The 23326-nt window shown below is 72.6% G+C and carries 15 protein-coding genes and 1 pseudogene; 11 read left to right on the plus strand and 5 right to left on the minus strand.

The window, feature by feature from the left end; translation table 11 throughout:
* Positions 1 to 191: 191 nt before the first annotated feature.
* Positions 192 to 1922, minus strand: a complete 1731-nt coding sequence (locus tag ACIPN7_RS29420; RefSeq protein ID WP_400550702.1) for an HNH endonuclease — start codon at positions 1920 to 1922, stop codon at positions 192 to 194.
* Positions 1923 to 2328: 406 nt separating this feature from the next.
* On the opposite strand from ACIPN7_RS29420, the gene ACIPN7_RS29425 reads away from it, so the two are divergent.
* Positions 2329 to 3054 (plus strand): SDR family NAD(P)-dependent oxidoreductase, encoded by a 726-nt coding sequence (locus ACIPN7_RS29425; RefSeq protein WP_400550704.1) that lies wholly within the window; start codon positions 2329 to 2331, stop codon positions 3052 to 3054.
* An 18-nt stretch (positions 3055 to 3072) separates the two neighbouring features.
* Here ACIPN7_RS29425 and ACIPN7_RS29430 read toward each other — a convergent pair whose 3' ends face one another.
* Positions 3073 to 3948, minus strand: a complete 876-nt coding sequence (locus ACIPN7_RS29430; protein ID WP_400550706.1) for a helix-turn-helix transcriptional regulator — start codon at positions 3946 to 3948, stop codon at positions 3073 to 3075.
* 139 nt (positions 3949 to 4087) lie between these two features.
* Here ACIPN7_RS29430 and ACIPN7_RS29435 point away from each other — a divergent pair, with 139 nt between their 5' ends.
* Entirely contained in the window at positions 4088 to 5290 is a 1203-nt protein-coding gene (locus ACIPN7_RS29435; protein ID WP_400550729.1) for a multidrug effflux MFS transporter, read from the plus strand.
* Positions 5291 to 5348: 58 nt separating this feature from the next.
* Entirely contained in the window at positions 5349 to 6392 is a 1044-nt protein-coding gene (locus ACIPN7_RS29440) for a zinc-binding dehydrogenase (protein WP_400550708.1), read from the plus strand.
* An 84-nt stretch (positions 6393 to 6476) separates the two neighbouring features.
* Here the strand turns inward: ACIPN7_RS29440 and ACIPN7_RS29445 are convergent.
* Positions 6477 to 6539: pseudogene (locus tag ACIPN7_RS29445) on the minus strand (hypothetical protein); the annotation flags it as partial.
* 366 nt (positions 6540 to 6905) lie between these two features.
* Here ACIPN7_RS29445 and ACIPN7_RS29450 point away from each other — a divergent pair.
* The 3 genes from ACIPN7_RS29450 (at position 6906) to ACIPN7_RS29460 (ending at position 11572) form a co-directional block, all read left to right on the plus strand.
* Complete coding sequence (locus ACIPN7_RS29450; RefSeq protein WP_400550709.1) at positions 6906 to 7262, plus strand: TraR/DksA family transcriptional regulator; 357 nt, start codon at positions 6906 to 6908, stop codon at positions 7260 to 7262.
* A gap of 180 nt (positions 7263 to 7442) precedes the next feature.
* Positions 7443 to 9761, plus strand: a complete 2319-nt coding sequence (locus tag ACIPN7_RS29455; RefSeq protein ID WP_400550711.1) for an arylsulfatase — start codon at positions 7443 to 7445, stop codon at positions 9759 to 9761.
* Positions 9758 to 11572: a SulP family inorganic anion transporter gene (locus tag ACIPN7_RS29460; protein WP_400550713.1), complete on the plus strand. Its 1815-nt coding sequence runs from the start codon at positions 9758 to 9760 to the stop codon at positions 11570 to 11572. The genes ACIPN7_RS29455 and ACIPN7_RS29460 overlap by 4 nt, the downstream gene beginning before the upstream one ends.
* A 58-nt stretch (positions 11573 to 11630) precedes the next feature.
* Here ACIPN7_RS29460 and ACIPN7_RS29465 read toward each other — a convergent pair whose 3' ends face one another.
* Entirely contained in the window at positions 11631 to 12308 is a 678-nt protein-coding gene (locus tag ACIPN7_RS29465) for a GAP family protein (protein WP_400550715.1), read from the minus strand.
* Between the two features lie 128 nt (positions 12309 to 12436).
* Between ACIPN7_RS29465 and ACIPN7_RS29470 the strand changes: the two genes are divergently transcribed.
* The 3 genes from ACIPN7_RS29470 to ACIPN7_RS29480 all read left to right on the plus strand — a co-directional run bounded on the left by ACIPN7_RS29470 (position 12437) and on the right by ACIPN7_RS29480 (position 17884).
* Positions 12437 to 14149 (plus strand): SulP family inorganic anion transporter, encoded by a 1713-nt coding sequence (locus ACIPN7_RS29470; RefSeq protein ID WP_400550717.1) that lies wholly within the window; start codon positions 12437 to 12439, stop codon positions 14147 to 14149.
* A gap of 74 nt (positions 14150 to 14223) precedes the next feature.
* Positions 14224 to 14721, plus strand: a complete 498-nt coding sequence (locus ACIPN7_RS29475) for a DUF1269 domain-containing protein (protein WP_400550719.1) — start codon at positions 14224 to 14226, stop codon at positions 14719 to 14721.
* Between the two features lie 430 nt (positions 14722 to 15151).
* The gene (locus tag ACIPN7_RS29480; RefSeq protein WP_400550721.1) at positions 15152 to 17884 is read left to right on the plus strand and encodes a LuxR C-terminal-related transcriptional regulator; all 2733 of its coding nucleotides are present in this window, start codon (positions 15152 to 15154) and stop codon (positions 17882 to 17884) included.
* A gap of 27 nt (positions 17885 to 17911) precedes the next feature.
* On the opposite strand, the gene ACIPN7_RS29485 is transcribed toward ACIPN7_RS29480, so the two are convergent.
* The gene (locus tag ACIPN7_RS29485; RefSeq protein ID WP_400550723.1) at positions 17912 to 20254 is read right to left on the minus strand and encodes an arylsulfatase; all 2343 of its coding nucleotides are present in this window, start codon (positions 20252 to 20254) and stop codon (positions 17912 to 17914) included.
* An 87-nt stretch (positions 20255 to 20341) separates the two neighbouring features.
* Here ACIPN7_RS29485 and ACIPN7_RS29490 point away from each other — a divergent pair, with 87 nt between their 5' ends.
* Together ACIPN7_RS29490 and ACIPN7_RS29495 are read left to right on the plus strand one after the other, a co-directional pair.
* Entirely contained in the window at positions 20342 to 22066 is a 1725-nt protein-coding gene (locus tag ACIPN7_RS29490) for a SulP family inorganic anion transporter (protein WP_400550725.1), read from the plus strand.
* Positions 22063 to 23235 carry an AI-2E family transporter gene (locus ACIPN7_RS29495; RefSeq protein ID WP_400550727.1) on the plus strand — a complete coding sequence of 391 codons (1173 nt, stop codon included), beginning with the start codon at positions 22063 to 22065 and terminating at the stop codon, positions 23233 to 23235. The genes ACIPN7_RS29490 and ACIPN7_RS29495 overlap by 4 nt, the downstream gene beginning before the upstream one ends.
* The last annotated feature ends 91 nt before the right edge of the window (positions 23236 to 23326 follow it).

The following is a 23326-nucleotide window of genomic DNA, read 5'->3' on the forward strand; positions in this document are numbered from 1 at the left end:
CGTTCCTTTCGGGAGGCCGACCGGTGGCCGGCGGGATATCGCGACTGGCGATATCGATATGGAACTCCCCGCAGATGGCCGCGAATTACGAGACCGCGGTCCTGTAACGAAAGCGCGGATGAAGATCGGGTGTCCGGTTGCGTCGCGTGGTGGTCGTGCAGGCACTTGCCCGCAGCGGGCCGGTCTGCGACTCAGAACGGCGGGTCGCCGAGTCCGGACGGAGCATCGGTGCCGGCGGCGGGTACACGTTCGGTCGTGGACGCGGCCGCGGCGTAGGCGCGGGGCAGGCGGCGGCGGGTCAGGGCACGCAATGTCAGGTCGTGGCTGGTCCCCGGGTCGACCAGGTCCAGGTCGACCCGGGTGTCCAGCACGGTCGGTGGCCGGACATGAGTCCTGCCCGCGGGTGTGGTCCACGTGGTGATGCCCGTGACCGGGTCACGTTCCACACCCCAGCCGGCATGCGTCTTGAGCAGGTGGTGCCGACGACACAGGGCATGCAGGTTTCGGGCACTCGTCTGCCCCCGTGCACCGTTGGACGCGGCTGCGGCAGCAGTACGGCCGGTGCACTCGTGGTCGAAGGGTTCGATGTGGTCCAGGTCGCACGTCATCGCCGGGGTGTCGCACCCGAGGAACGTGCAGGTCCCGTCACGGGCCTCCACCGCCGCCCGCAGCACCTTGCCTGGCGTGTACGCCTGTGACGAGTAATCGACCAGCACCCCCGTCACCGGGTCCGTCACGAGCCGCCGCCAGGTGGCGTCCTTGGCGATCAGCCGTACCGTCTCGGCCGGGACGGGCCCGAACCCGTCGAGCTCACCCGGGGCGTCGTCCAGGCCCAGGAGCGTGCTCGCCGGGACCGTCACCCGCACCACCGGCCGGGTCGGCGTCACCCGCACGACGCTTTCCTGGACAACCGGCGCCCGGCCACCGCAGGTGCAGACGCCGCCGTCCGCGGCGCTCGCCCTGTCGGCCGACCCGCTCCCTGGGACTCCGGTGGCCGCGAACCGGTCCGCGGGTACCAGCCGACCCGTCACGATCCCGGTCAGACAGTCCGCACGAAGCTGACCCAGCGTGCGCTCCTCACCGGCGGTATACCGAAGCTGGTGCGCCATGTCATCCACCACACCCCACACCGCCGCCGCGTCCACCGCAGGCAGATACGCCGACAGCCAACCCATGTCGTTCTCCGCCCGGTCCACCTGCACGTTGCGGGCCTCCGCGGCAATCCTCGCGGTCTCCGCCGATCCGTGCCGCGCCTTCGCGAACGCGAGGAGCTTGTTCCGCAGCCACCGCCACGTCCGATACGGAGCCTGCGGCAGATACCGCGCGATCGCCTCGGCCCGCTCGGCCACCGTCAGATCAGCCGCCGACCGCAGCAGCGTGTGCGCCTTACGCACGTCGATCCGACCCGTGACGAGCGCCGTGATCACCGTCGGATGCTCCGCACCCGACTCGGCACGCACCACCACCTCAGACCCCTCAGCCTGCGTCACCACCAACTCGGCCGTCACCTGCCCGACCAACGAGTCATGAGCCAACGGACTCGACTCACACGCCACCCGCTCCCCCACGGCCCGCGCCTGCACACCCGCAGCCCACGACTGCAACCGAGCGCACGCGCCGACCAGCTCCCCCAGCAGATCGTCGGACAACGCGGCAAGCGGGGTCGACCCAGCCTCGGCGGCCGCGCCCGGACCGGTGTATCCCTCGACCACCCACGCCAGCTCGGCGCCCGGTGTGCCGGCCAGCGCCTCGACCGGCCACCGTTCCAGTTCGACAGGAGCACCCGGAGCGCACTGCCGGTCACGCTCACCGAACAGAGCCTCACCCTCGGCGAACAGGGCGGCGAGCCAGGCGTCGTCGGGCCAGGCGTCGTCGGGCGTGAAACCGTCCGCGAGATCGTCGTCGCCGTACACGGCACGCACAGACGGCACCGTACGCATCGGAGATACGGCGGGCATCGCGCCCGCGACACCATCGACCCGCCACGCGGGAGCGCCGTCCCGCACAGCCACCGCACGGGCGCCGGGACCATCCGGGGACGTCGTGGCTTCCCCACCTCCACTGTCGTCGCACCACTGCCTGCCCATGTCGCCCCCCCCCTCCGAACCGAACAACAAACCAACAACACCATTCCAGCGGACGTTTGTTCGATCATAGGTCGAGCCACTGACAACCGCCCGTTGTTCTGCCCGGCGCGTAACCAGCGCCCGTCGGCGCGCGCCGACGCCGCCGCACCGGTACACCCGACTCGGTGGTGGTGACGTTCCAGCGGTCACGACGACGGCGAGGCCGACGGCTCCGGCTCGGCCGTCGGGGGATGATCGACCCATGAGCCGAATTCTCGTGACGGGTTCCGCCGACGGGCTGGGCCGCCTCGCGGCCGACACGCTCCTGGGCCAGGGCCACGACGTGGTGGTGCACGCCCGGAACCCCGGCCGCGCCGAGACCCTGCGGCCGCTGGTCGACCGCGGCGCCCGGCTGGTGGTCGGCGACCTCGCCGAGCGCGACGACGTCCGGGAGCTCGCCGCCGCGCTGGCCGCCGACGCCCCGCCGGACGCGGTGATCCACAACGCCGGGGTGTGGAGCGGACGGGCCGTCATGCCGGTCAACGTGGTCGCCCCGTACCTGCTCACGGCCCTGCTGCCCGGGCCCGGCCGCCTGGTCTACCTGAGCAGCGGCTCGCACTTCGGTGGCCACCCGGTGCTCGACGGCGTCGACTGGCAGGGGCGGACGCCGGGCTCGTACGGCGACAGCAAGCTGTTCGTCACGGCCCTCGCGGCCGCCGTCGCCCGCCTGCGCCCCGGGGTGCTGAGCAACGCCGTCGACCCCGGGTGGGTCCCCACCCGGATGGGCGGGGCCGGCGCCCCGGACGACCTGGAGCTGGGGCACCGCACCCAGGAGTGGCTTGTCACCAGCGACGAGCCGGACGCGCTGACGACCGGCGGCTACTGGTACCACCAGGAACGACAGCAGCCGCACGTCGCGGCCCTCGACGCCGCGTTCCAGGACCGGCTCCTGGCGGCGCTGGCGCAGGAGACCGGCACCACGCTCTGAGCCGGGTCGGGTGCGGCCCTACGGGGCCGCCGCCGGCCGCGGCTCCGCGGCCGCCCAGGACGCGAGCAGGCGCAGGCCCTCCGCCGACGGCGAGCTGGGCTCGGCGCTGTAGACGAGCATCACCTGGCCCGGCTCGGCGGTGAGGGCGAGCTCCTCGTAGACCAGCGTCAGGTCGCCGACGACGGGGTGCCGGAACCGCTTGGTGCCCGCGCCGTGCGTGCGCACGTCGTGCTCGGCCCACAGCGTGCGGAACGTCTCGCTGCGCGTCGAGAGCTCGCCGACGAGGTCCTGGATGCCCTTGTCGTGCGGGTCGCGGCCGGCCTCGGCGCGGATGATCGCCACGCACATCCCGGCGAAGAGGTCCCAGTCCGGGTAGAACTCGCGGGACGCAGGGTCCAGGAACTGGAAGCGCGCGAAGTTCGGCGTCCGGCCGCCGTCCCCGATCAAGGGAGAGTAGAAGGCGCGCCCGAGGGCGTTGACCGCGACGAGGTCCTGCCGCTGGTCGCGGACGACCGCGACGGAGTCCGTGATGGAGTCGAGCATCCACTGCAGGCTCGGTCGCGGCGCCCCCGGGCGGGCGGCCCGACGGCGGCCGCGCCCCGAGGACGGGATGCCGTCGGCCGCGCGGGCGAGGTCGAGCAGGTGGGCGTGCTCGGCGTCGTCGAGGTGCAGGGCGCGCGACAACGAGTCGAGGACCGCCGCCGACGCGCCGCCCAGGGCGCCGCGCTCCAGCTTCGCGTAGTACTCGACGCTGACGCCCGCGAGCGCGGCGACCTCGCTGCGGCGCAGCCCGGCGACCCGGCGCTGCGTCCCCGCGGGCAGACCCGCCGCCTCCGGCGAGACGCGGGCGCGGCGGGTCATGAGGAACTCGCGGACCTCTGCTCGGTTGTCCATGCCTCCAGGCTAGGTCGGGCGCCCGGGGCACGGGATGCCCTGTCGGTACACCCCATGCCAGGGACTCCCTCTCCCCCGCACCACCGCCAAGACTGAGGGCGTGCCAGCCACCCTGAACCCGCCGACCGTCACCGGACGGATGCTGCCGCCCCTGCTCCTCCTGCTGACGGTGTTCGGCCCGATCTCCATGGACCTCTACCTGCCGGCCCTGCCTGCGCTCACCGCGGAGCTGGGCGCGGCCACGTCCGTCGCGCAACTGACCGTGACCGCGTGCCTCGTCGGGCTCGCCCTGGGCCAGCTCGTCGCGGGCCCGCTCTCGGACCGGTTCGGACGGCGCGGCATCCTGCTGGTCGGCGTCGCCGCCTACGTGGTCACGTCCGTGCTGTGCGCGCTGAGCCCCACCGTCGAGACGCTGGTCGCCGCCCGGTTCGTGCAGGGGCTGGCGGGCGGCGTCGGCATCGTGATCGCCACTGCGGCGGGGCGCGACGTCTACTCCGGGGGCGCACTGATCCGCTTCTACGGCCGCCTCACCGTGATCGGCGGCTTCGCGGCGGTCGTCGGACCGCTCCTGGGCGGGCTGCTGAGCACCTGGGTCGACTGGCGCGGGCTGTTCGTGTTCCTCGCCGCCGTCGGCGCCGCGATCCTGACCGTCGTCGCGCTCGCCTTTCCCGAGACGCTCCCCGCTCAGCGGAGGGTGCCGGGCGGGCTGCGGCAGACCGTGCGCGACTACCGCACGCTGCTCACGGACCGGGCCTTCCTCGGCGCGCTGCTCAACCAGGGGTTCCTCTACGCCGCTCTGTTCGCCTACCTGGCCGGCGCCACGTTCGTGCTCCAGGACGGGTACGGCCTCTCGCCCCAGTGGTACGCCGCGGCGTTCGGCCTGAACTCCGCCGGCTTCATGACGGCCGGGTGGGTGGCCGGCCGGCTCGCGGAACGCTGGAGCGTCCCGGGCACGCTCGCGATCGGAGTCGTGGCCACCGGGCTCGGTGCGGCGGCCCTGCTGCTCGCGGGCCTGGCGGCCGTGCCGCTGTGGGTGGTCGTCGCCGCCCTGTTCACGCTCGCGAGCGGCGTGGCCGTCTCGTCACCCCCGGCCACCACGCTCGCCCTCGCCGGGTATCCGCGGACGGCGGGCACGGCCTCGTCGCTGCTGGGCATGGTCCGCTTCGGGTTCGGTGGGGTCGCAGCCCCGCTGGTGGGGGTCGCGGGAGCGGCCGCCATCCTCCCGCTCGGTGTCGTCACGTCGGTGGCGGTGCTGCTCGCGGCGGCTTCCTGCCTGCTCCTGCGCCGGCGTCCGGTGACGGCCGCCGACCGCACGGCCCGCCCGGTGGTGGTCGAGATCTGACCACCACACGCACCACACGCACCACACGCACCACACGCACCCACCGGAGGAACACACCATGAAGGCCACCGTCATGTACGGCGCGGGCGACGTCCGCGTCGAAACCGTCGCCGACCCGACCCTGCTGCTGCCCACCGACGCCGTCGTGCGCACCGTGCGCACCTGCGTCTGCGGCTCCGACCTGCACCCCTACCACTCGATGCCGGGCACCGAGCACGGCCAGACCATGGGGCACGAGCTGCTCGCCGTCGTCGAGGAGGTCGGCTCCGCCGTCACCGCCGTCCGCCCGGGCGACCTGGTGATCGCGCCGTTCGCGTTCGCGGACAACACCTGCCCGATCTGCCGGGACGGCTTCCAGACCGCCTGCCCGCACGGCGGCTTCTACGCGACCCCGGACACCCCGGGGCTGCAGGCCGAGCTCGCCCGCATCCCGCTCGCCGACGGCAGCCTCGTGCCCGTACCCGGCGTGACCGAGAAGGACGAGGCGGTCCTGCCGTCGCTCCTCACGCTCTCGGACGTCTACCTCACCGGCTACCACGCCGCGCACCTGGCGCGGATCCGGCCGGGCCAGACGGTCACCGTGATCGGGGACGGCGCCGTCGGCCTCTCCGCGGTGCTCGCCGCCCGGCAGCTCGGCGCCGAGCGCATCATCCTCATGGGCCGCCACCAGGCCCGCACGGACCTGGGCCGGGAGTGGGGCGCGACCGACGTCGTCGCCGAACGTGGGCAGGAGGGCATCCAGCGGGTCGTCGACCTGACCGGGGGCGAGGGCTCCCACGTCGTCCTGGAGGCCGTGGGCCACATGCCCGCCTACACGCAGTCGGTCGGCGTCGTGCGGGCCGGCGGCGTGATCTCCCGCGTCGGTGTGCCACAGTACGAGGACGCACCGGTCGGCTTCGGGTCGCTGTTCGGCCGGAACATCACGCTCACGGGCGGGCCCGCCCCGGTCCGCGCCTACATCGAGCAGGCCATCCCGCTCGTGCTCGACGGCACGATCGAGCCCGGCCGGGTGTTCGACCGCACGGTCCCGATCGACGACGTACCCGCGGGGTACGCGGCGATGGACGCGCGCGAGGCGCTGAAGGTGCTCGTCACCGTCTGAGCGCCCTGCGTCGTGCGGGTCGGCGTCGGTGATCACCCCGGTGACCCGCTCCCAGGGCAGCACCCGGAACCGCGACGCCGTCCCGATCTGCTCGGACGACGCCAGGACGTAGGTCTCCGCGGCCCGCGCCGACAGGGCTCGCTTCATCGCCGCCTCCTCGGCGTCCCCCGTGGTCAGGCCCGCCTCGGGATGCACACCCGGCCGCCGAGCAGATAGATCTCGGCGGCCGGGTGGTCGAGCAGAGCCACGGCGACCGTCGGGCTGTGCGTGATCACGGTGCATCCCAGGTCCGGCGGGAGCGCCCGGGCGACGGCGAGAGGACATCGAGGTCCTGGAGGGGCCGTTCGCGGAGGCTCTGGCCATGACGCGGGACGGCCGCATCGTCGACGGCAGGACCATCCTGCTGCTGCACCGAGCGGCGCTGGACGGCCCGTTCGCCCGGGCCGCATCATCGTGAGGTGAGCTCATCGTCGTGGCCTCGGCGGGAGGTCTCATCGTGAGGAGGACGGCGGAGTGACGGTTCCGTTCACCGATGAGGTCCGCGGGCCGCTGGTCGCCGACCGCGAGCGCACGGCGGAGCTGATCGCCTCGCTGACCGGGAGCATCGCCTCGATGGTGGAGGCGACGCAGCTCTCCGCGTCGGACGACGAGCACGACCCCGAGGGGTCGACGATCGCCTTCGAGCGCTCGCAGGCGAGCACGCTGCTCGCCACGGCCACGGAGCACCTGGCCGACGTCGACGCGGCGCTGGCGCGGATCGCCGCGGGCGTCTACGGCCGCTGCGAGCGCTGCGGAGGAGCCGTCGCCCGCGAGCGCCTGCTGGCGCGGCCGACGGCCCGCACCTGCATCGTCTGCGCGGCCGCGGGCTAGGCGAGCGTCGACAGCGAGCGTCACCCGATCCAGGTGACCCACCCGGGAGGACGGGCTGCGGAGGATGGCCGTGGCCGGCCGTGGTCTCGGCTGGTCCACGGGGTCGCACCGACCTCGGATCGTCTCCGGCAGTCGTCGTCACCAACACATGTCGTCGTCACCAATACATGAGGTGGAAAAATGGTGGAGTTCAACGGCCGTATCGAGCTGGACGTGCGGGACTCCGTCCCGGACTGGGCCCCCTTCGAGCTGAAGAAGGCGCCGGAGGGGTCACCGAACGTCCTGGTGATCCTCTACGACGACACCGGCATGGCCGCGTGGTCCACGTACGGCGGACGCATCTCGATGCCCACCCTCGACCGGCTGGCGGCGGGCGGCCTGACCTACTCGCAGTGGCACACCACGGCCCTGTGCTCCCCCACCCGGTCCGTCTTTCTCACCGGCCGCAACCACCACGTCAACCGGTGCGCGGCGATCATGGAGGGCACCAACGGGTTCCCCGGGGCGGCTGGTCGCCTGCCCGCCGAGTGCGCGACCGTGGGTCAGGTGCTCCAGGACAACGGCTGGTCCACCTTCTGGCTGGGCAAGGACCACAACGTCCCCGAGGAGGACATCGCGAGCGGCGGCAGCCGCTCGGAGTGGCCCCTGCAGAAGGGGTTCGACCGCTTCTACGGGTACCTCGGCGGCGAGACCAACCAGTGGTACCCCGACCTGGTGGAGGACAACAGGTTCATCGAGCCGCCCTACACCCCCGAGGAGGGCTACCACCTCTCCAAGGACCTGGCCGACCAGGCGATCCGCATGCTCCGGGACCAGAACTCGTCCAACCCGTCCAAGCCGTGGTTCATGTGGTACTGCCCGGGCGCGAACCACGCGCCGCACCACGCTCCCCAGGAGTACATCGACAAGTACAAGGGGATGTTCGACGACGGCTACGAGGCCTACCGCGAGTGGGTGCTGGCCCGGATGATCGAGCGTGGCATCCTGCCCGAGGGCACCGACCTCACACCGCTGGACCCCCTGCCGGAGGACGCCGCCAACCCGGCGGACCACGTGCGGCCCTGGGCCGAGCTGAGCGACGACGAGCAGCGCCTGTTCAGCAGGATGGCCGAGGTGTTCGCTGGCTTCTCCGAGTACACGGACGTGCAGATCGGCCGCGTGATCGACTATCTCGAGCAGACCGGGCAGCTGGAGAACACGCTGATCTTCTACTGCGCGGACAACGGTGCGTCCGGCGAGGGCAGCCCCAACGGCTCCGTCAACGAGAACAAGTTCTTCAACGGCTACCCCGACGACCTCGCGGAGAACCTGGGGTACCTGGACTCCCTGGGCAGCCCGGAGACCTACAACCACTACCCCACCGGCTGGGCGGCCGCGTTCTCCACCCCGTTCCAGATGTTCAAGCGCTACGCCCAGTACTCGGGCGGCACGTGCGACCCGATGGTCGTGCACTGGCCGGCCGGGATCAGCTCGCGCGGGGCGGTGCGCCACCAGTACCACCACGCGACCGACATCGTGGCGACCATCCTGGACGTGACGGGCGTCGAGATGCCCGACACCTACCGCGGCGTGCCCCAGCACCCGTTGAACGGCGTGTCGATGCGCTACAGCTTCGACGACGGCGACGCGCCGACCACGAAGGACCGCCAGTACTACGCGATGCTCGGCACCCGCGCCATCTGGAAGGACGGCTGGAAGGCCGCGGCGGTGCACGCCCCGATCAGCGGCCACGGCCGGTTCGACCAGGACGCGTGGGAGCTCTACCACGTGGACGAGGACCGTGCCGAGGCGCACGACCTGGCCGCCGAGCACCCCGAGAAGCTGCGCGAGCTGGTCGCCGCCTGGTTCGAGGAGGCGGAGCGCAACGACGTGCTGCCCCTGGACGACCGGTCCGCCGTCGAGCAGCTGACCCTCGACCGTCCGCAGGCCGAGCCGCCGCGCAGCCGGTACGTCTACTACCCGGACGCGGCACCGGTACCCGAGGGGGTCGCGGTCAACATCCGCGGGCGCTCCTACAAGATCGTCGCCGACGTCGACCTCGCGCCCGACGCCGAGGGTGTGCTCTTCGCCCACGGGTCACGCTTCGGCGGGCACGCGCTCTTCGTCAAGGACCACCGCCTGCACTACGTCTACAACTTCCTGGGCATCCAGCCGGAGCAGGTCCTCACCTCGCCCGTGCTCGACCCGGGCAAGGCGGTGCTCGGCGTGGAGTTCCTGCGGGAGTCGGCGGGCGACCACGGCGAGTCCGTCGGCCGGGCCCAGCTCTTCGTCGGGGAGGAGGTCGTGGCCGAGGGGCCGATGCGTGCCCAGGTGGGCAAGTTCACCCTGTGCGGCGACGGCCTGTGCATCGGCTACGACAGCGCGGACCCGGTCAGCCGCCTGTACCAGGCACCGTTCCGGTTCACCGGGGGCACGATCCTCGGCGTCGGGATCGACGTGAGCGAGGAGCAGTACCTCGACCTCGAGCGGGAGGCAGCCGCCGCCCTGGCCCGCGAATGACCGGGCCGGGCGGTGGCGACCGCGATCTCGGGTCGCTGTTCGGGCCGCGGGTGCGCCGGGCTGCCCGGCGCGCCCGCCGGCGCGTGCGGGCGGAGACCGCCGAGGTCCTGCCGCGCCGCCGTCACCTGCGCGACGACATCATCGCCGGCCTGCCCGGCGCCATCTCCAGCGTGCCGGACGGGATGGCGTCCAGCGTCCTGGCCGGCGTCAACCCCGCCCACGGGCTGTACGCGTCGTTCGTGGGCCCGATCGGCGGGGGCCTGACCAGCTCGACCCGGCTGATGGTCGTCACCACGACGAGCGCGGCCGCCCTGGCCGCCGGCTCCGCGCTCGCCCCCTACGGCGACGGTGACCGGTCCGCCGCGATGATCCTGCTGACCCTGCTGGCCGGCGTGCTCATGATCGGAGCCGCCCTGGCGCGGCTGAGCCGCTACATCCGGTTCGTCTCGTACTCGGTCATGCTCGGCTTCCTGACCGGCATCGCCGTGAACATGGTGCTCGGTCAGGTACCGGACCTGCTCGGCATCCAGGCGCAGGGCTCCGTGTCGGTCACCAAGGCCTGGTACACGGTCACGCACCTGGCCGACGCCGAGCCCGGCGCCGCGATCTGCGGCGCGGCGGCCCTCGTCATCCTCGTGCTCCTCGGCCTGACCCGCCTGTCGGTGCTGAGCTCCCTGCTCGCCCTGCTGCTGCCCACGCTCGGCGTCCTGCTGCTGGGCGGCACCTCGGTCGCGCTCGTCGAGGACACCGGCCGGATCCCGCACGGGCTGCCGATGCCGGTCCTGCCGGACCTGAGCCTGCTCAGCGTCGACCTGGTCGGCGGCGCGGCGGCGGTCGCGGCGCTCGTGCTCATCCAGGGCGCGGGCGTGGCCGAGGCCGTGCCCAACACGGACGGCTCGCCCAGCTCGACGCGCCGCGACTTCGCCGCGCAGGGCATCGCGAACACCCTGTCCAGCCTGTTCGGCGGCCAGCCCGTCGGAGGCTCCGTGGGTCAGACCGCCCTCAACGTCACGGCCGGTGCGGCGAGCCGCTGGGCCGGCATCTGGTCCGGGATCTGGATGGCGATCATCCTGCTCGCCTTCTCCGGCCTGGTCGGCAAGGTGGCCATGCCGACCCTGGCAGCCATCCTGATCTACGCGGGGGCCAGGGCCGTCGCACCCCGGGAGCTGGTCGCCGTCGCGCGCGCGGGCCGGATCCCGGCGCTCGCCATGGGCGCCACCTTCGTCGCGGTCCTCGCGCTGCCGGTGGCCCAGGCAGTGGGCATCGGCGTCATCGTGTCGCTGCTCCTGCAGCTCAACCAGGAGGCCCTCGACCTCAGGGTCGTGCGCCTGACCCGGGACGCGTCGGGTGACGTCGTGGAGTCCGAACCGCCCCGGCTGGTGACGACGGGCGAGACGGTGGTCCTGGAGGCCTACGGGTCGCTCTTCTACGCGGGTGCCCGGACGCTGCAGCGCCGTCTGCCGGTCCCGGCGCAGGCCGAGCCCACGGGCGAGGACGACGGTCCCGTGGTGATCCTGCGCCTGCGCGGCCGCACCACGCTCGGGGCGACCTTCCTCAAGGTGATCGGCGACTACGCCCGCACGCTGGCACGCGCGCACGGCGCCCTCTACCTCACGGGCGTGGACCCCGGCCTCGCCGACGCCTGGGAACGCGACGGCACCGCGCGCACCCTGGCCGGCGCGCACGTCCGCCGGGCGACGCCACGCCTCGGCGAGTCGACCCGGGCGGCGCTCGCCGCAGTCGCGCGACGCCGCGACGGCGACCACGACGTCGTCCACCGGGTCGAGCCTGCCCCTGCCGGAGAGTCCTGAGACCGCCCAGGGATCAGACGAGCAGGGACCAGACGAGCAGGGATCAGGCGAGCAGGGATCAGGCGAGCAGCCGGGACAGCCCACGCACGGTGAAGATGACGCCGAAGACCAGCAGCACGCCGGCGCCGATGACCCGGTCGCGACGGATCAGCCAGAACCGCAGCTCGCGCAGCTGGCGGCGCCCGGGTACCCCCGCGACCGCGAACAGGACGGTCGGGACCACGTAGTCCAGCACGCTCGCCACGACCAGGACCAGGACGCCGAGCTCCCGCGTCCCGAGGGGGACGTCGGAGGTCACGACGGTGGTCAGGCCCGAGAGCAGGATCGCCACGTTGGGGTTCACCACGGCGAGCACGACGGCGATCCCCATGAGCGCCGGCACCGTCGGCACGGACAGCTTGCGCGCCCACGCCGGCATCGCCTCGCCGCGTCCGGCCGGTTCCGGGGCCGGGCGCCTGGCCGCCGCGACGATCCCGACGGCCAGGAACAGGACGCCCACCACAAGGCTGACCCAGCCCGCGCCGGCAGGGCCCGCGGTCCGCGCACCCGCCGCGCTGCCGACGACCAGGGCGACGACCCCGAGCACCGCGTAGACCACCAGCACGGTGCCCCCGAAGACCGCGACGTTGCGGTAGGGCTGCACCGACCCGAGCAGCAGGAGACACGCGATGATCGCCGCGGGTGTCACCGCCAGGCCGACGATCTCGGGCACCAGTGCCACCAGCATGTCCCCCATGTCGCGACCTTCGACGACACGGGACCCACGGCGGTCACCCCTAACGGGTGACCTGGGCCATCCGGGCCCTGCCTACGGTCTGCGCAGTCAGCTGCCCTGCCGAGACCCCTACCGAGAGGCGCGACCCCGTGGCCAGATTCGTCGGTCCGTCGTTCTCCGGATTCCAGCGCTCGTGGCTCCGGCCCGACATCGTCGCCGGCCTCGCCGTGTGGGCGGTGCTCGTCCCGGAGGCGCTCGCCTACGCCACCATCGCCGGCGTCCCGCCCGTCGTCGGCCTCTACGCGGCCGTGCCCGCGCTGGCCCTCTACGCGCTCGCGGGCACCTCGCGGCAGCTCGTCGTGGCGCCGATGTCCGCGACCGCAGCACTCTCCGCGGGCATCGTGGCGGATGTCGCGGGCACGGACGGCGATCCCGTCGTGCTGACCACGGCGCTCGCCCTGGCCACCGGGTTCGTCGCGATCCTGGCGGGCCTGCTCCGCCTCGGCTTCCTCGCCGCCTTCATCTCGGAACCGGTCCTCAAGGGCTTCATCATCGGCCTCGCCCTGACGATCATCGTCGGCCAGGTGCCCGACCTGATCGGGGTCGAGGGCGGCTCCGGCAGCTTCTTCGAGAAGACCTGGGTCCTGCTGGGCGAGCTCGGCGACATCGACCCGCTGACCATCACGGTCGGTCTCGCCAGCCTGGCGGCCCTGGTGCTGGTGCGCCGCACCATGCCGTTCCTGCCGGGGTCGCTCGTGGTGGTGCTGCTGGCCATCGGCGCGACGATCCTGTTCGGTCTGGGCGACCAGGGGCTCGCCGTCGTCGGCCACATCGACTCGGGGCTGCCACAGGTCGGGGTGCCCGACGTGACGGCCGCCCAGTTCGCGGAGCTGTTCGGCGGCGCGGTGGGCCTGATGCTGATCGGCTTCGCCGAGGGCCTCGGGGCGGCCAAGACCTACGCCGCGAGGTGGGGGTACGACGTCGACCCCAACCGCGAGCTGGTGGGCCTCGGGCTGTCGAACCTCGGCGCCGGGTTCGTCTCCGGCATGGTCGTCAACGGGAGCCTGTCCAAGACGGCGGTCAACGCCGGCGCCGGGGCGCGCTCCCAGATCTCGGCGCTGACCGCGGCCGCGCTGACCGTGCTCACCCTGCTCTTCCTGACCGGCGTCTTCGAGCAGCTGCCCCTGGCCACGCTGTCCGCGGTGGTCGTGGCCGCCGTCGTCGAGCTCGTCGACGTCCGCTCGCTGCGCCGCCTGTGGCGGGTGCGGACCGGGCGCCTGGCGCGCGTCTACCAGGTCACGGCCCGCGCCGACTTCATGGCCGCGGGCGCGGCCCTGCTCGGTGTCCTCGTGTTCGACACGCTGCCCGGCCTGGTGATCGGGATCGCCGTGTCGCTGATCCTGCTGCTGGCCCGGACCTCACGCCCCCGCGTCGCGATCCTGGCCCCGGTGGGCAACGAGGTCGGTCGGCCCTGGGTGGACGTGGGACGCAACCCCGACTACTCCACCCTGCCCGGCGTCCTGGTCGTCCGGGTCGAGGGCCCCCTGATCTTCGCGAACGCCGAGTACGTCCGCTCGCGCGTGCGTGAGCTCGCGGCGTCGGACTCCGGTCTCCGGCTGGTCGTGCTGGACGGACGGTCCACGCCGTCGATCGACGTGACCGCGGCGGCGATGCTCGTCCAGCTGCGCGCGGACCTGCAGCGGGACGGCAGCGACCTGGCCCTGGCGGAGGGGATCGGTCAGGTGCGCGACGTGCTGGCCCGCGTCGGCGAGGAGGGCGAGCCCGACCTGTTCCCCTCGCTCGACGACGCCGTCCGCAACGGCCGGCACGACGACGAGGGCGGGTTCACCAGGAACGGGTGAGGGCGCCCGGACCCGGCGGGCACTGGAGTGTGCAGCGTCAGATCCGCCGCAGGTGACACCCAAGGAGAACGCACATGGCTCAGGCAACGCTGACGGTCTGGAAGTTCAAGACCGCGGAGGGCGCGGAGACCGCGTCGACCACGATCCAGCAGCTCGCCCGCGAGAACCTCATCACGGTCCGGGACGCCGCCACCGTGCGGTGGGAGGAGGGGGCGAAGAAGCCCAAGACCAAGCAGCTCAACTCCACGACCGGTGCGGGCGCCCTCGGCGGATCCTTCTGGGGGATGCTCTTCGGGCTCCTCTTCTTCGTCCCGCTGCTCGGCGCGGCCATCGGCGCCGCGACCGGCGCGCTGAGCGGCGCGCTCACCGACGTCGGGATCGACGACGGCTTCATCAACCGCGTCCGCGACGAGATCACACCCGGCACCTCGGCGCTCTTCCTCATGTCCTCCGACGCGGTCATCGACAAGGTGCGCGACGCCCTCGCTGGCCAGGAGACGCCCGAGCTGATCTTCACCAACCTCAGCACCGATCAGGAGACAGCGCTCCGCGACGTCTTCGGCGAGGAGTGAGCCCCTCGTCCCGGCACCCGCTTCCGCGCCGCCCTCAGAAGCCGGCGTCGAGTGCGTCTTCGCGCTCGGCACCGGCTTCTGAGCTTGGGGCTGGACCATTCTCGCATTCCTGGCGAGCCTTACGAATTTTGCATACCTGCCTTATTGCCCCATTTAGAGCTGCATCATCATTGCATTCCACGCACAGGTGATCTGGGGCCTGAGCACTGGTTTTACCGGACGGGACCGAAGAACGAACCGCCGACTCCGGGTGAAACCGGAATCATCGTGGGCGAAAATCTCGCGGAGCACGCATGATGAACAAGGATGCATATTTCCCGAGAGGGAAATGAGAGACATGCGAGCTCGAGATCCAGGGCGCCGACCCCGCCACGGATCGGCGGTGCTTCCCCGGCCGCCACTTCACCTCTCGAGTGGAGGATCCCGCGGTATGCACATCGACACCGGCTCGGTCTCGGACCGGAGCACCAGCCTCACGGCCAGACACCATCGGCCCGCCGGTCCGCACGTCGGGCCCGACCGGAACCACCGCCACCCCGAGGACTCCCCGGCGCCGCACCTGCCACGCGTCTACGTACCGCGGCAACGCCTCTGGCAGCAGCTCGACGAGGTGACGGAGGGCTCGGTCACCCTGATCGCGGCGCCGGCGGGGGCGGGCAAGACCCTGGGCGTCGCCGGCTGGCTGCGGACCACCTCGTCCCCGCACGCCCGGGACGCCACCTGGCTGGACGCCGACGACACCTGGACGCCCGAGAGGCTGGGCGCCACGCTCGACGAGGCGAGCTCGTCATCGACCCTGGTCGTGATCGACGACGCCCACCTGCTCCCCGCCGCGACCCTGCGCCTCGTCGACGAACGACTCAACGGCGCGCCCGAGTCGATGCGCGTGCTCCTCCTGAGCCGCCGGGCGCTGCCGCTGACCCGGCTGGTCCCCGAGCTCCTGGGCAACTTCGCGATCCTGCCGGGGAGCCTGCTGCGGCTCGGCGAGACCGAGTGCCGGTCGCTGGTGGCGGAGCACTCCCGGTCCACGGACCGCCGGGTGATCGACGCCGTGGCCCGGCACGCCGACGGCTGGTGCGCCGCCGCGGTCCTCGCCGCGCGCGAGCTCAGCGCCGCCCCGGACCCGAGGGCCGCGGCAGGCCGGCTCTCGCACGACGCCACGTCGATCGCGACCCGGGTGGCCGACGAGGTGTTCAGCATGCTCACCCCACGGCAGCGGCACCTGCTGCTGTGCATCGCCGGCGAGGGCGTGGTCAGCGCCCCCACGGCCGCGCACCTGACGCACGACCCGCACGCCGGCGAGGTCCTCGCGGAGCTGGAGAACACCGGCCTGCTCGTCACGCGCGTGTCGAACCACGAGTGCGCCGGGGCGGCGGACCCGACGGACGCTCCTGCCGACGACGGCTTCCGGATCCATCCGCTCCTCATGGAGATCGTCCGGCAGCACCTCACCGCCGGTGGCGTCGACGCGGTCCGGGCCCGCGCGACCGTCGTACGCGCGGTCCGGCTCGACCTGGCACGCGGCCACCTCTCCGGTGCGTTCAGGCGACTCGTCCACATCGGTGCGCCCGCGGAGGCCGCCGACGTCCTCGCGCGCGACGGCGTGCGCATGGTCCTCGACCACTGCGAGCAGGAGGCGGTGAGCGAGTTCGTCCGGACGCAGGCCGAGATCGTCGACAGCCGGCCCGACACCTGGTTCGCCGTCGCCCTGGGTCGCTGGCTCGACGACGACGTCGAGGGGGCACGGCACTGGGGCGACCGGATCCTGGACGCCGAGCGCCGGTCGGCGTCCACGGACGACACCGAGCGGCTCGACGCACGCATCGCCTGCGTCAGGCTGTGGCGCTTCGCCCTGGGACTCGAACCTGCCTACGCCGCCATCGGCCACGCGAAACGCGTGCTGGTCGCGTCCCAGGCCCGCACCGGGGCGCGCGAGACCGACGCCGCGATCCTGCCCGTGCTCGCCAACGAGCTGGGCATCGCGCAGAACTGGCTCGGCGAGCTCACCGAGGCCGAGGCCAACCTGACCCTGGCCGTCAGCCTCGCCCACAACCAGGGCCTGGGGCTTCTCGAGGCCTGCGCGCTGAGCCATCTGGCCCTCACCCAGTACATGCGTGGCCGGGAGCGCGCGTGCGTCGAGCTGGCCGGCGAGGCCGTCGCCACCGCCGCGGCCCGTGGTGGACAGCCCGTGCGGTTCGTCGTGGCACGCGCCAACCTCGCCGGGCTGCTCGCGCGACTCCTTGACGTGCCCGCTCCGACTGACACGTCCGTCATCGAGTTCCCGGAGGTCAGGTACCACAACGGCGACCTGTGCACCCGGTTCTGGTTCCGGGTCTGGGACGCGCGCCAGGCGGTGCTCGCCGGTGACGTCGCCGCGGCGCAGCGGCTCCTGTCCGGCCCCGGTGAGTGCCTGCGCCTCACCGACGAGCAGCTTCCGGAGCACCTGCGGGTCGCCCTGCTCGTCGAGCGGGCGTTCGTCGCCACGCTCGCGAGCGACCGGGACACGCTCAGGTCGCTGCACGGCACGCTCGAGCTGCTCGGCGCCGTCGGCGAGGCGTCGCTCGTCCAGGGGCTACGGGCCGACCGGGAGGGCGAGCGGCGCGTCGCCGCCGCCGCCTTCGAGGTGGCGTCGTCGGACGCCACCTACTCGCAGCCGCCCACCCGTGCGCTCGCCCTGGCGTGCGAGGCCCAGCTGCTCGACGCGCTGGGTGACCCGCACGCGTCCCGCGAGCGCCTGGCGGAGGCGATCGCGGTGACCGAGACCCGCCGGAACGCCTCCCCGTTCCTCGGCTGGGTGCGGCAGGGGACACCCATCGAGACCCTGCTGCGCCGGTTCGTCGGGCGGCCGGCGGCCGGCTGGCTCCACGAGCTCGTGACCATGGCGACCGGCCGATCCGACATCACGGCCGTCTACGCCTCCGTGACCGCGACCCCGCACGAGCTGGACGAGGTCAGCCAGGCGCTCGCCCCGCCCGCGCTCAGCCCGCGGGAGCGCGAGGTCCTCAACGAGCTGGCCCGCGGGGCCACCTACGCGGACATCGCCACCGCCCTGTTCGTCTCCGAGAACACCATCAAGACGCACGTGTCGAGTCTCTACGTGAAGCTCGCGGCGTCGTGCCGCAGCGAGGCGCTGAAGGTCGCGCGCAGCTTCCACCTGATCTGAGCTGACCTGAGCTGAGCGCGCCGCCCGTCAGTCGCGGGCCATCGCTGCCCGGAGGTGTGCCTCCAGGTCGACGTACGCGTCGTCCGCGACGTCGAACACGACCTTGTGGATGGTCCCGCCGGTGAACTCGAACCGGGAGCCGGCGTAGTCGGCGGACACCGCGTCGCCGCTGTCGTAGCCGATGCACAGTCCCTCGCCGCACAGGGAGAAGTGGCCCAGGACGGTCCTGATCTCCTGCTCGGCCACCATCTCGTCGTCGATCCAGAGCCGCAGCGGGCCGATGCCCTCGCGGTGCTCGCCCATCCGGTCCTTGGCGAAGTCCACGCCGATGACGTGCCGGCCCTCACGCGGCGCCGGCGCGGAGATCCGGTCCTCGGGCGGGATGCCCAGGAAGTTGTAGGCGTAGGTCACCACACCGTCCTTGACGTAGAGCGCGTGGCCGCCGAACCGGGAGCCGTGGGCGAAGACCACGCCGGCCGTGTCCGCGGTCAGGTCCAGGTCCGCCAGCACCTTGTACGAGACGCCGTGCACGTTGGCCGCCGAGCGCTCCGGGATCTCGGACGTGCCGGGGTAGTAGGTGTACTGGCCGCTCGGCGGGACCGGGATGTGGAACTCCATCTTCACGAACGTCTCGAAGTCCTTCGGGTTGCCGATGATCTGCAGGTCGTTCAGCGGCAACACCAGGTTCGCCCCGGCCTCGGACATCCAGAGCGCCTTGAGCTCCTCGACCTTGTCCGGGTGCTCGGCGGCCACGTCGTGGGCCTCGGCGCGGTCGGTGTCGGTGTGGAAGAGCTGCCAGGCGTCGTCCTCGAACCGTCCGCGGCCGCTGACCGGGCCGTGCTCGGTGACGGCCTTCCACCCCTTGTGCCAGATGCCGCGGTTGCCGAACATCTCGTAGTACTGGGTCTCCTTGCGGGTCGGGGCCTCGGCCTCGTCGAAGGAGTAGACCATCGACACCCCCGACAGCGGGGTCTGCCGGACGCCGTCGAACGCCTCGGGGAACTCGACCCCGCACGCCTCCAGGATGGTGGGGACCACGTCGGTGCAGTGGTGGTACTGGTGCCGGACCTCGCCGCGGGCGGTGATCCCGGCGGGCCAGTGGATCACCATGGGGTCGCTGATGCCGCCCTGGTAGACGTACCGCTTGAACATCCGGTACGGCGTGGAGAACGCGGCGGCCCACCCCGTCGGGTAGTGGTTGTACGTGTCGGGGCTGCCGAGCTGGTCCACCATGGCGAGGTTCTGCTCGAGGTCGTCCGGGTAGCCGCCGAAGATCTTGCCCTCGTTCACCGAGCCGTTCGGACTGCCCTCCCCCGACGCGCCGTTGTCGGCGCAGTACAGGATGAGGGTGTTCTCGAGCTGACCCGACTCCTGAAGGTAGTCGACGATGCGGCCCACCTGGGCGTCCGTGTACTCCGACATCCCGGCGAACACCTCCGCCATGCGGCAGAACATCGCCTTCTCCTTGTCGTTCAGCTCGGCCCACGGCCGCACCCGGTCGGACTCGGAGAAGGTGCCGTCGGGCATGGGGTTGAGGTCGGTGAGCTCGGTGCCCTCCGGGAGGATGCCGCGCTCGACCATGCGGGGCAGCACCCACTCGCGGTAGGCCTCGTAGCCGTCGTCGAACACGCCCTTGTACTTGTCGATGTACTCCTGGGGAGCGTGGTGCGGCGCGTGGTTGGCGCCCGGGCAGAACCACAGGTACCAGGGCTTGTCCGGCTCGGTCTGCCTGGAGTCCCGGATCATCCGCAGCGCCTGGTCGGCGAGGTCCTTGGACAGGTGGTAGCCGTCCTCCGGGCCGTACGGCTGGTCGACGTACCGGTTGCCCTCCGCCAGGGACGGGAACCACTGGTTGGTCTCCCCGCCGATGAACCCGTAGAACTGGTCGAACCCCTGCCCGAGCGGCCAGCGCTTCTTCGAGGCGCCCATGGTCCACTCGTCGATGGGGACGTTGTGGTTCTTGCCCACCCAGAAGGTGCTCCAGCCGGCCTCGCGCAGCACGCTCGCCATGCTCGCGTTCGACGGCGGGATGTGCGAGCTGTAGCCGGGAAAGCCCGTCGAGCTCTCCGAGATGGTCGCGAACCCGTTGAGGTGATGGTTGCGGCCCGTGAGGAACGTCGACCGCGTGGGCGAGCACAGCGCCGTCGTGTGCCACTGCGAGTACGTCAGGCCCCCTGCCGCGAGGCGCTCCATCGTGGGCATCTGGATCCGCCCGCCGTACGGCGACCAGGCGGCCTGCCCGGTGTCGTCGTACAGCACGACCAGGACGTTGGGCGCGCCCTGCGGCGCCTTCTGCGGGAGGAATGCCTCCCAGTCCCCCTGCGAGTCGCGGACATCGAGCTCGATCTTGCCCTGGAACTCCCGTGCCATGTCGAACCTCCTCGTAGCGGGTCTCGCCCCCGGATCATTCGCGGGGCCGGCGACGGGAGACCTCACCCGAACCAGGTGAACGCCCTGGTGCGCCCGCCGACTTGGCTGACCCGCGTGGACGTGACCTCGGCAACTCCCCGCTGGCTCGGCCCCTCGCTCCGCGGGTACCGCAGGGCGTGGCTGCGGGCCGACGTCATGGCGGGCCTGGCCGCCGGGGTCGTGGTGGTCCCGCAGGCCATGGCGTACGCGACCATCGCCGGGCTGCCGGTCTCCGTCGGGCTCTACACCTGCATCGTCCCCGTGCTGCTCTACGCCCTCCTCGGCGGCTCGCACACCCTGAGCGTCTCGACGACGTCGACCATCGCGGTGCTGACCGCCTCGGCGCTCGCGGCGTCCGGCCAGGCCTCCGACGACCTGCTCGGCGCCGCGTTCACGCTCACCACCCTGGTGGGGGTGTGCCTCCTCGCCATGCGGCTCCTCCGGCTCGGCTCGCTGGTGGAACAGATCAGCCCCGCGACCCTGACCGGTGTGAAGGCCGGCGTCGGGCTCACCGTCGCGGTCACCCAGCTGCCGACCCTCCTGGGCCTGACGGTGCCGGACCGGGACGCCGGGTTCTTCGGCAAGCTCGCCGACGTCGGCACCGCGCTCCCGACGACGCAGGCCCTCACGGCCGTCTTCTCGGCCCTCGCCGTCGCCACGCTGCTGGTGCTGCGCCGCGTCGCGCCGCGGGTCCCCGCCGCCCTGGTCCTGGTGGTGGCCTCCGTCCTGCTGGTCGTCCTGACCGACGTCGAGGACCGAGGGCTCGCGCTCATCGAGCCGGTGCCCGCCGGCCTGCCGGACCTCAGCCCGCCGCTGTGGGACGCGATACCCGGCCTGCTCCCCGCCGCGCTGGCGATCGCCGTCATGGCCTTCCTCGAGACCGTCCTGGTCGCCCGAGCGCAGCGCCAGCGGTCCGAGCCGACCGTCGACAGCGACCAGGAGCTGCTCGCGGTCGGGGTCGCCGCGCTGGGCGGCGGCCTCACGCAGTGCCTCCCGCCCGCGGGCGGGTTCTCGCAGAGCGCGGTCAACCTGGGTGCGGGCGCCCGCACCCAGGCGGCCGGCCTGACGACGGCGGCGCTCGCCGTGCTCGTCGCGCTCTTCCTGGCGCCCGTGCTGAGCGACCTGCCGGCGGCGACGCTCGGCGCCCTGGTACTGGTCGCGGTCGTCGGGCTGGTGTCGCCCGCCGAGTACGTGCGGCTGTTCCGCATCGACCGCACGGAGTTCTGGGTCGCGGTGGTCACGACGGCGATCGGACTCACCGCCGGGCTCCTGCCGGCCGTCGGGGCCGGTGTCGTCCTGACGCTGTTCCTGGTGCTGCGCGCCGTCAGCCGCAGCGCCGTCCGCCCGCTGTACGCGGCGCCCGCCGGCGGCTGGACCACCAACGCCCCGCCGAGCCCTCAGCCGGACGGCGGCGCCGCGCCCGCCGGGGTGGTGCTGCTGCACCTCGACCGGACGATCTTCACCGGCAACGCGCGACCGACGCAGGACGACGTCCTCGCGGCCGCGCTCAGCCCCCGGCCTGCCCCGCACGCGCTGGTGCTGGAGGGCACAGCGGTGCTCCAGGCGACCATCCCGCTGCTCGACACGCTCGAGGCGCTCGACGTGGACCTCGCCCGCGAGGGCACGACGCTGCTGCTCGCGGCGTTCCCCCCGGACGTCCGCCGCCTGGCGGCGGCGTCCCCCTGGTGGGCCGACGCGGAGCGGGACGGGCGGGTGGTCCCCACGGTCGACGCCGCGGTGGCCGCCGCGAGCGCACGGGAGGCCTCGGCATGACGGGGCCGGACGAGGCGTCCCGGGCCGCCACCGCACCACGCGGCGACGCCGCTTCCCGCCGCCCGCCGCGGTGGCTGCCGCGCGCGCTGGTCCTGGTCGTCGTCGCCGTCTACCTCGGGCTGTTCGGCTGGTACGCGATGGGTGCACTGCGCGGCCTGGCGGTGAACGTGCTGATCGCGTTCTTCCTCGCGCTGGCCCTCGAGCCGCCGGTGGTCTGGTGCGTGCGGCACGGGTGGCGCCGGGGCGCGGCCGCGGCCGTGGCGCTCGGTGGCTCGATCGTCCTCGTGGCGGTGGTGCTGGGGCTGTTCGGCAACCTCTTCGTCCAGCAGCTCGTCCAGCTCCTGGACACCCTGCCCGACGTGTACGCGGCGATCCAGGACTGGGCGGCACAGCAGCTCGGGGTCACCATCCCCGACTCCGACGACCTCGTGCGCGAGGTGCTGACGACCTTCGGCGACGACGTCGCTTCCGGTGCGCTGCTGGTCGGGGCCTCCGTGATCGGCGTGCTGTTCGCGATGCTGACCATCCTGCTGGTGACGTACTACCTGCTGGCCGCGGGGCCCCGGCTCCGCGTCGCCGTGTGCCGGTGGCTCACGCCCGCCCGCCAGGAGGAGGTGCTGACGCTGTGGGAGATCACCCAGGTGAAGGTCTCGGACTTCATCAGCTCCCGCATCGTGCTGGCGGCGCTCTCGAGCGCCTTCACCCTCGTCTTCCTGCTGATCGTCCGCACCCCGTACGCGCTGCCGCTCGCGGTGTTCGTGGGCGTGGTGTCGCAGTTCGTCCCGACCATCGGCACCTACCTCGGCGGGGCCCTGCCGGTCGCCGTGGCGCTGACGTCGCAGGGCCTGCCCCAGGCGCTCGCCGTCCTCGCGTTCATCATCGCGTACCAGCAGCTCGAGAACCTCTACTTCTCCCCGAAGGTCTCCGCGCGGGCGCTGGAGATGAACCCCGCCGTGAGCTTCCTCGTGGTGCTCGGGTTCGGCGCCGTGTTCGGGGCGCTCGGGGCGTTCCTGGCGCTGCCGATCGCCGCGACCATCCAGGCGACGGCCAACACCTACCTGCGGCGCCACGACCTCATCGAGTCGCACATGCTGCAGGACCCCAGCAGCTGGCGGGAGGTCGACGGCGGCGGCGGCAGGCGCCGGGGCCGGAAGGCGACCGAGACCTAGGGCGTGTTTTGGATTGCGGCTGTGGTCTCGGCCCAGGCCTGGACTTCGGTCGCGATAGCGACGGGATCGGCGGCAGGGACCGTGCTGGTCT

This window comes from Promicromonospora sp. NPDC090134, assembly GCF_044746965.1.
Taxonomy (GTDB): domain Bacteria; phylum Actinomycetota; class Actinomycetes; order Actinomycetales; family Cellulomonadaceae; genus Promicromonospora.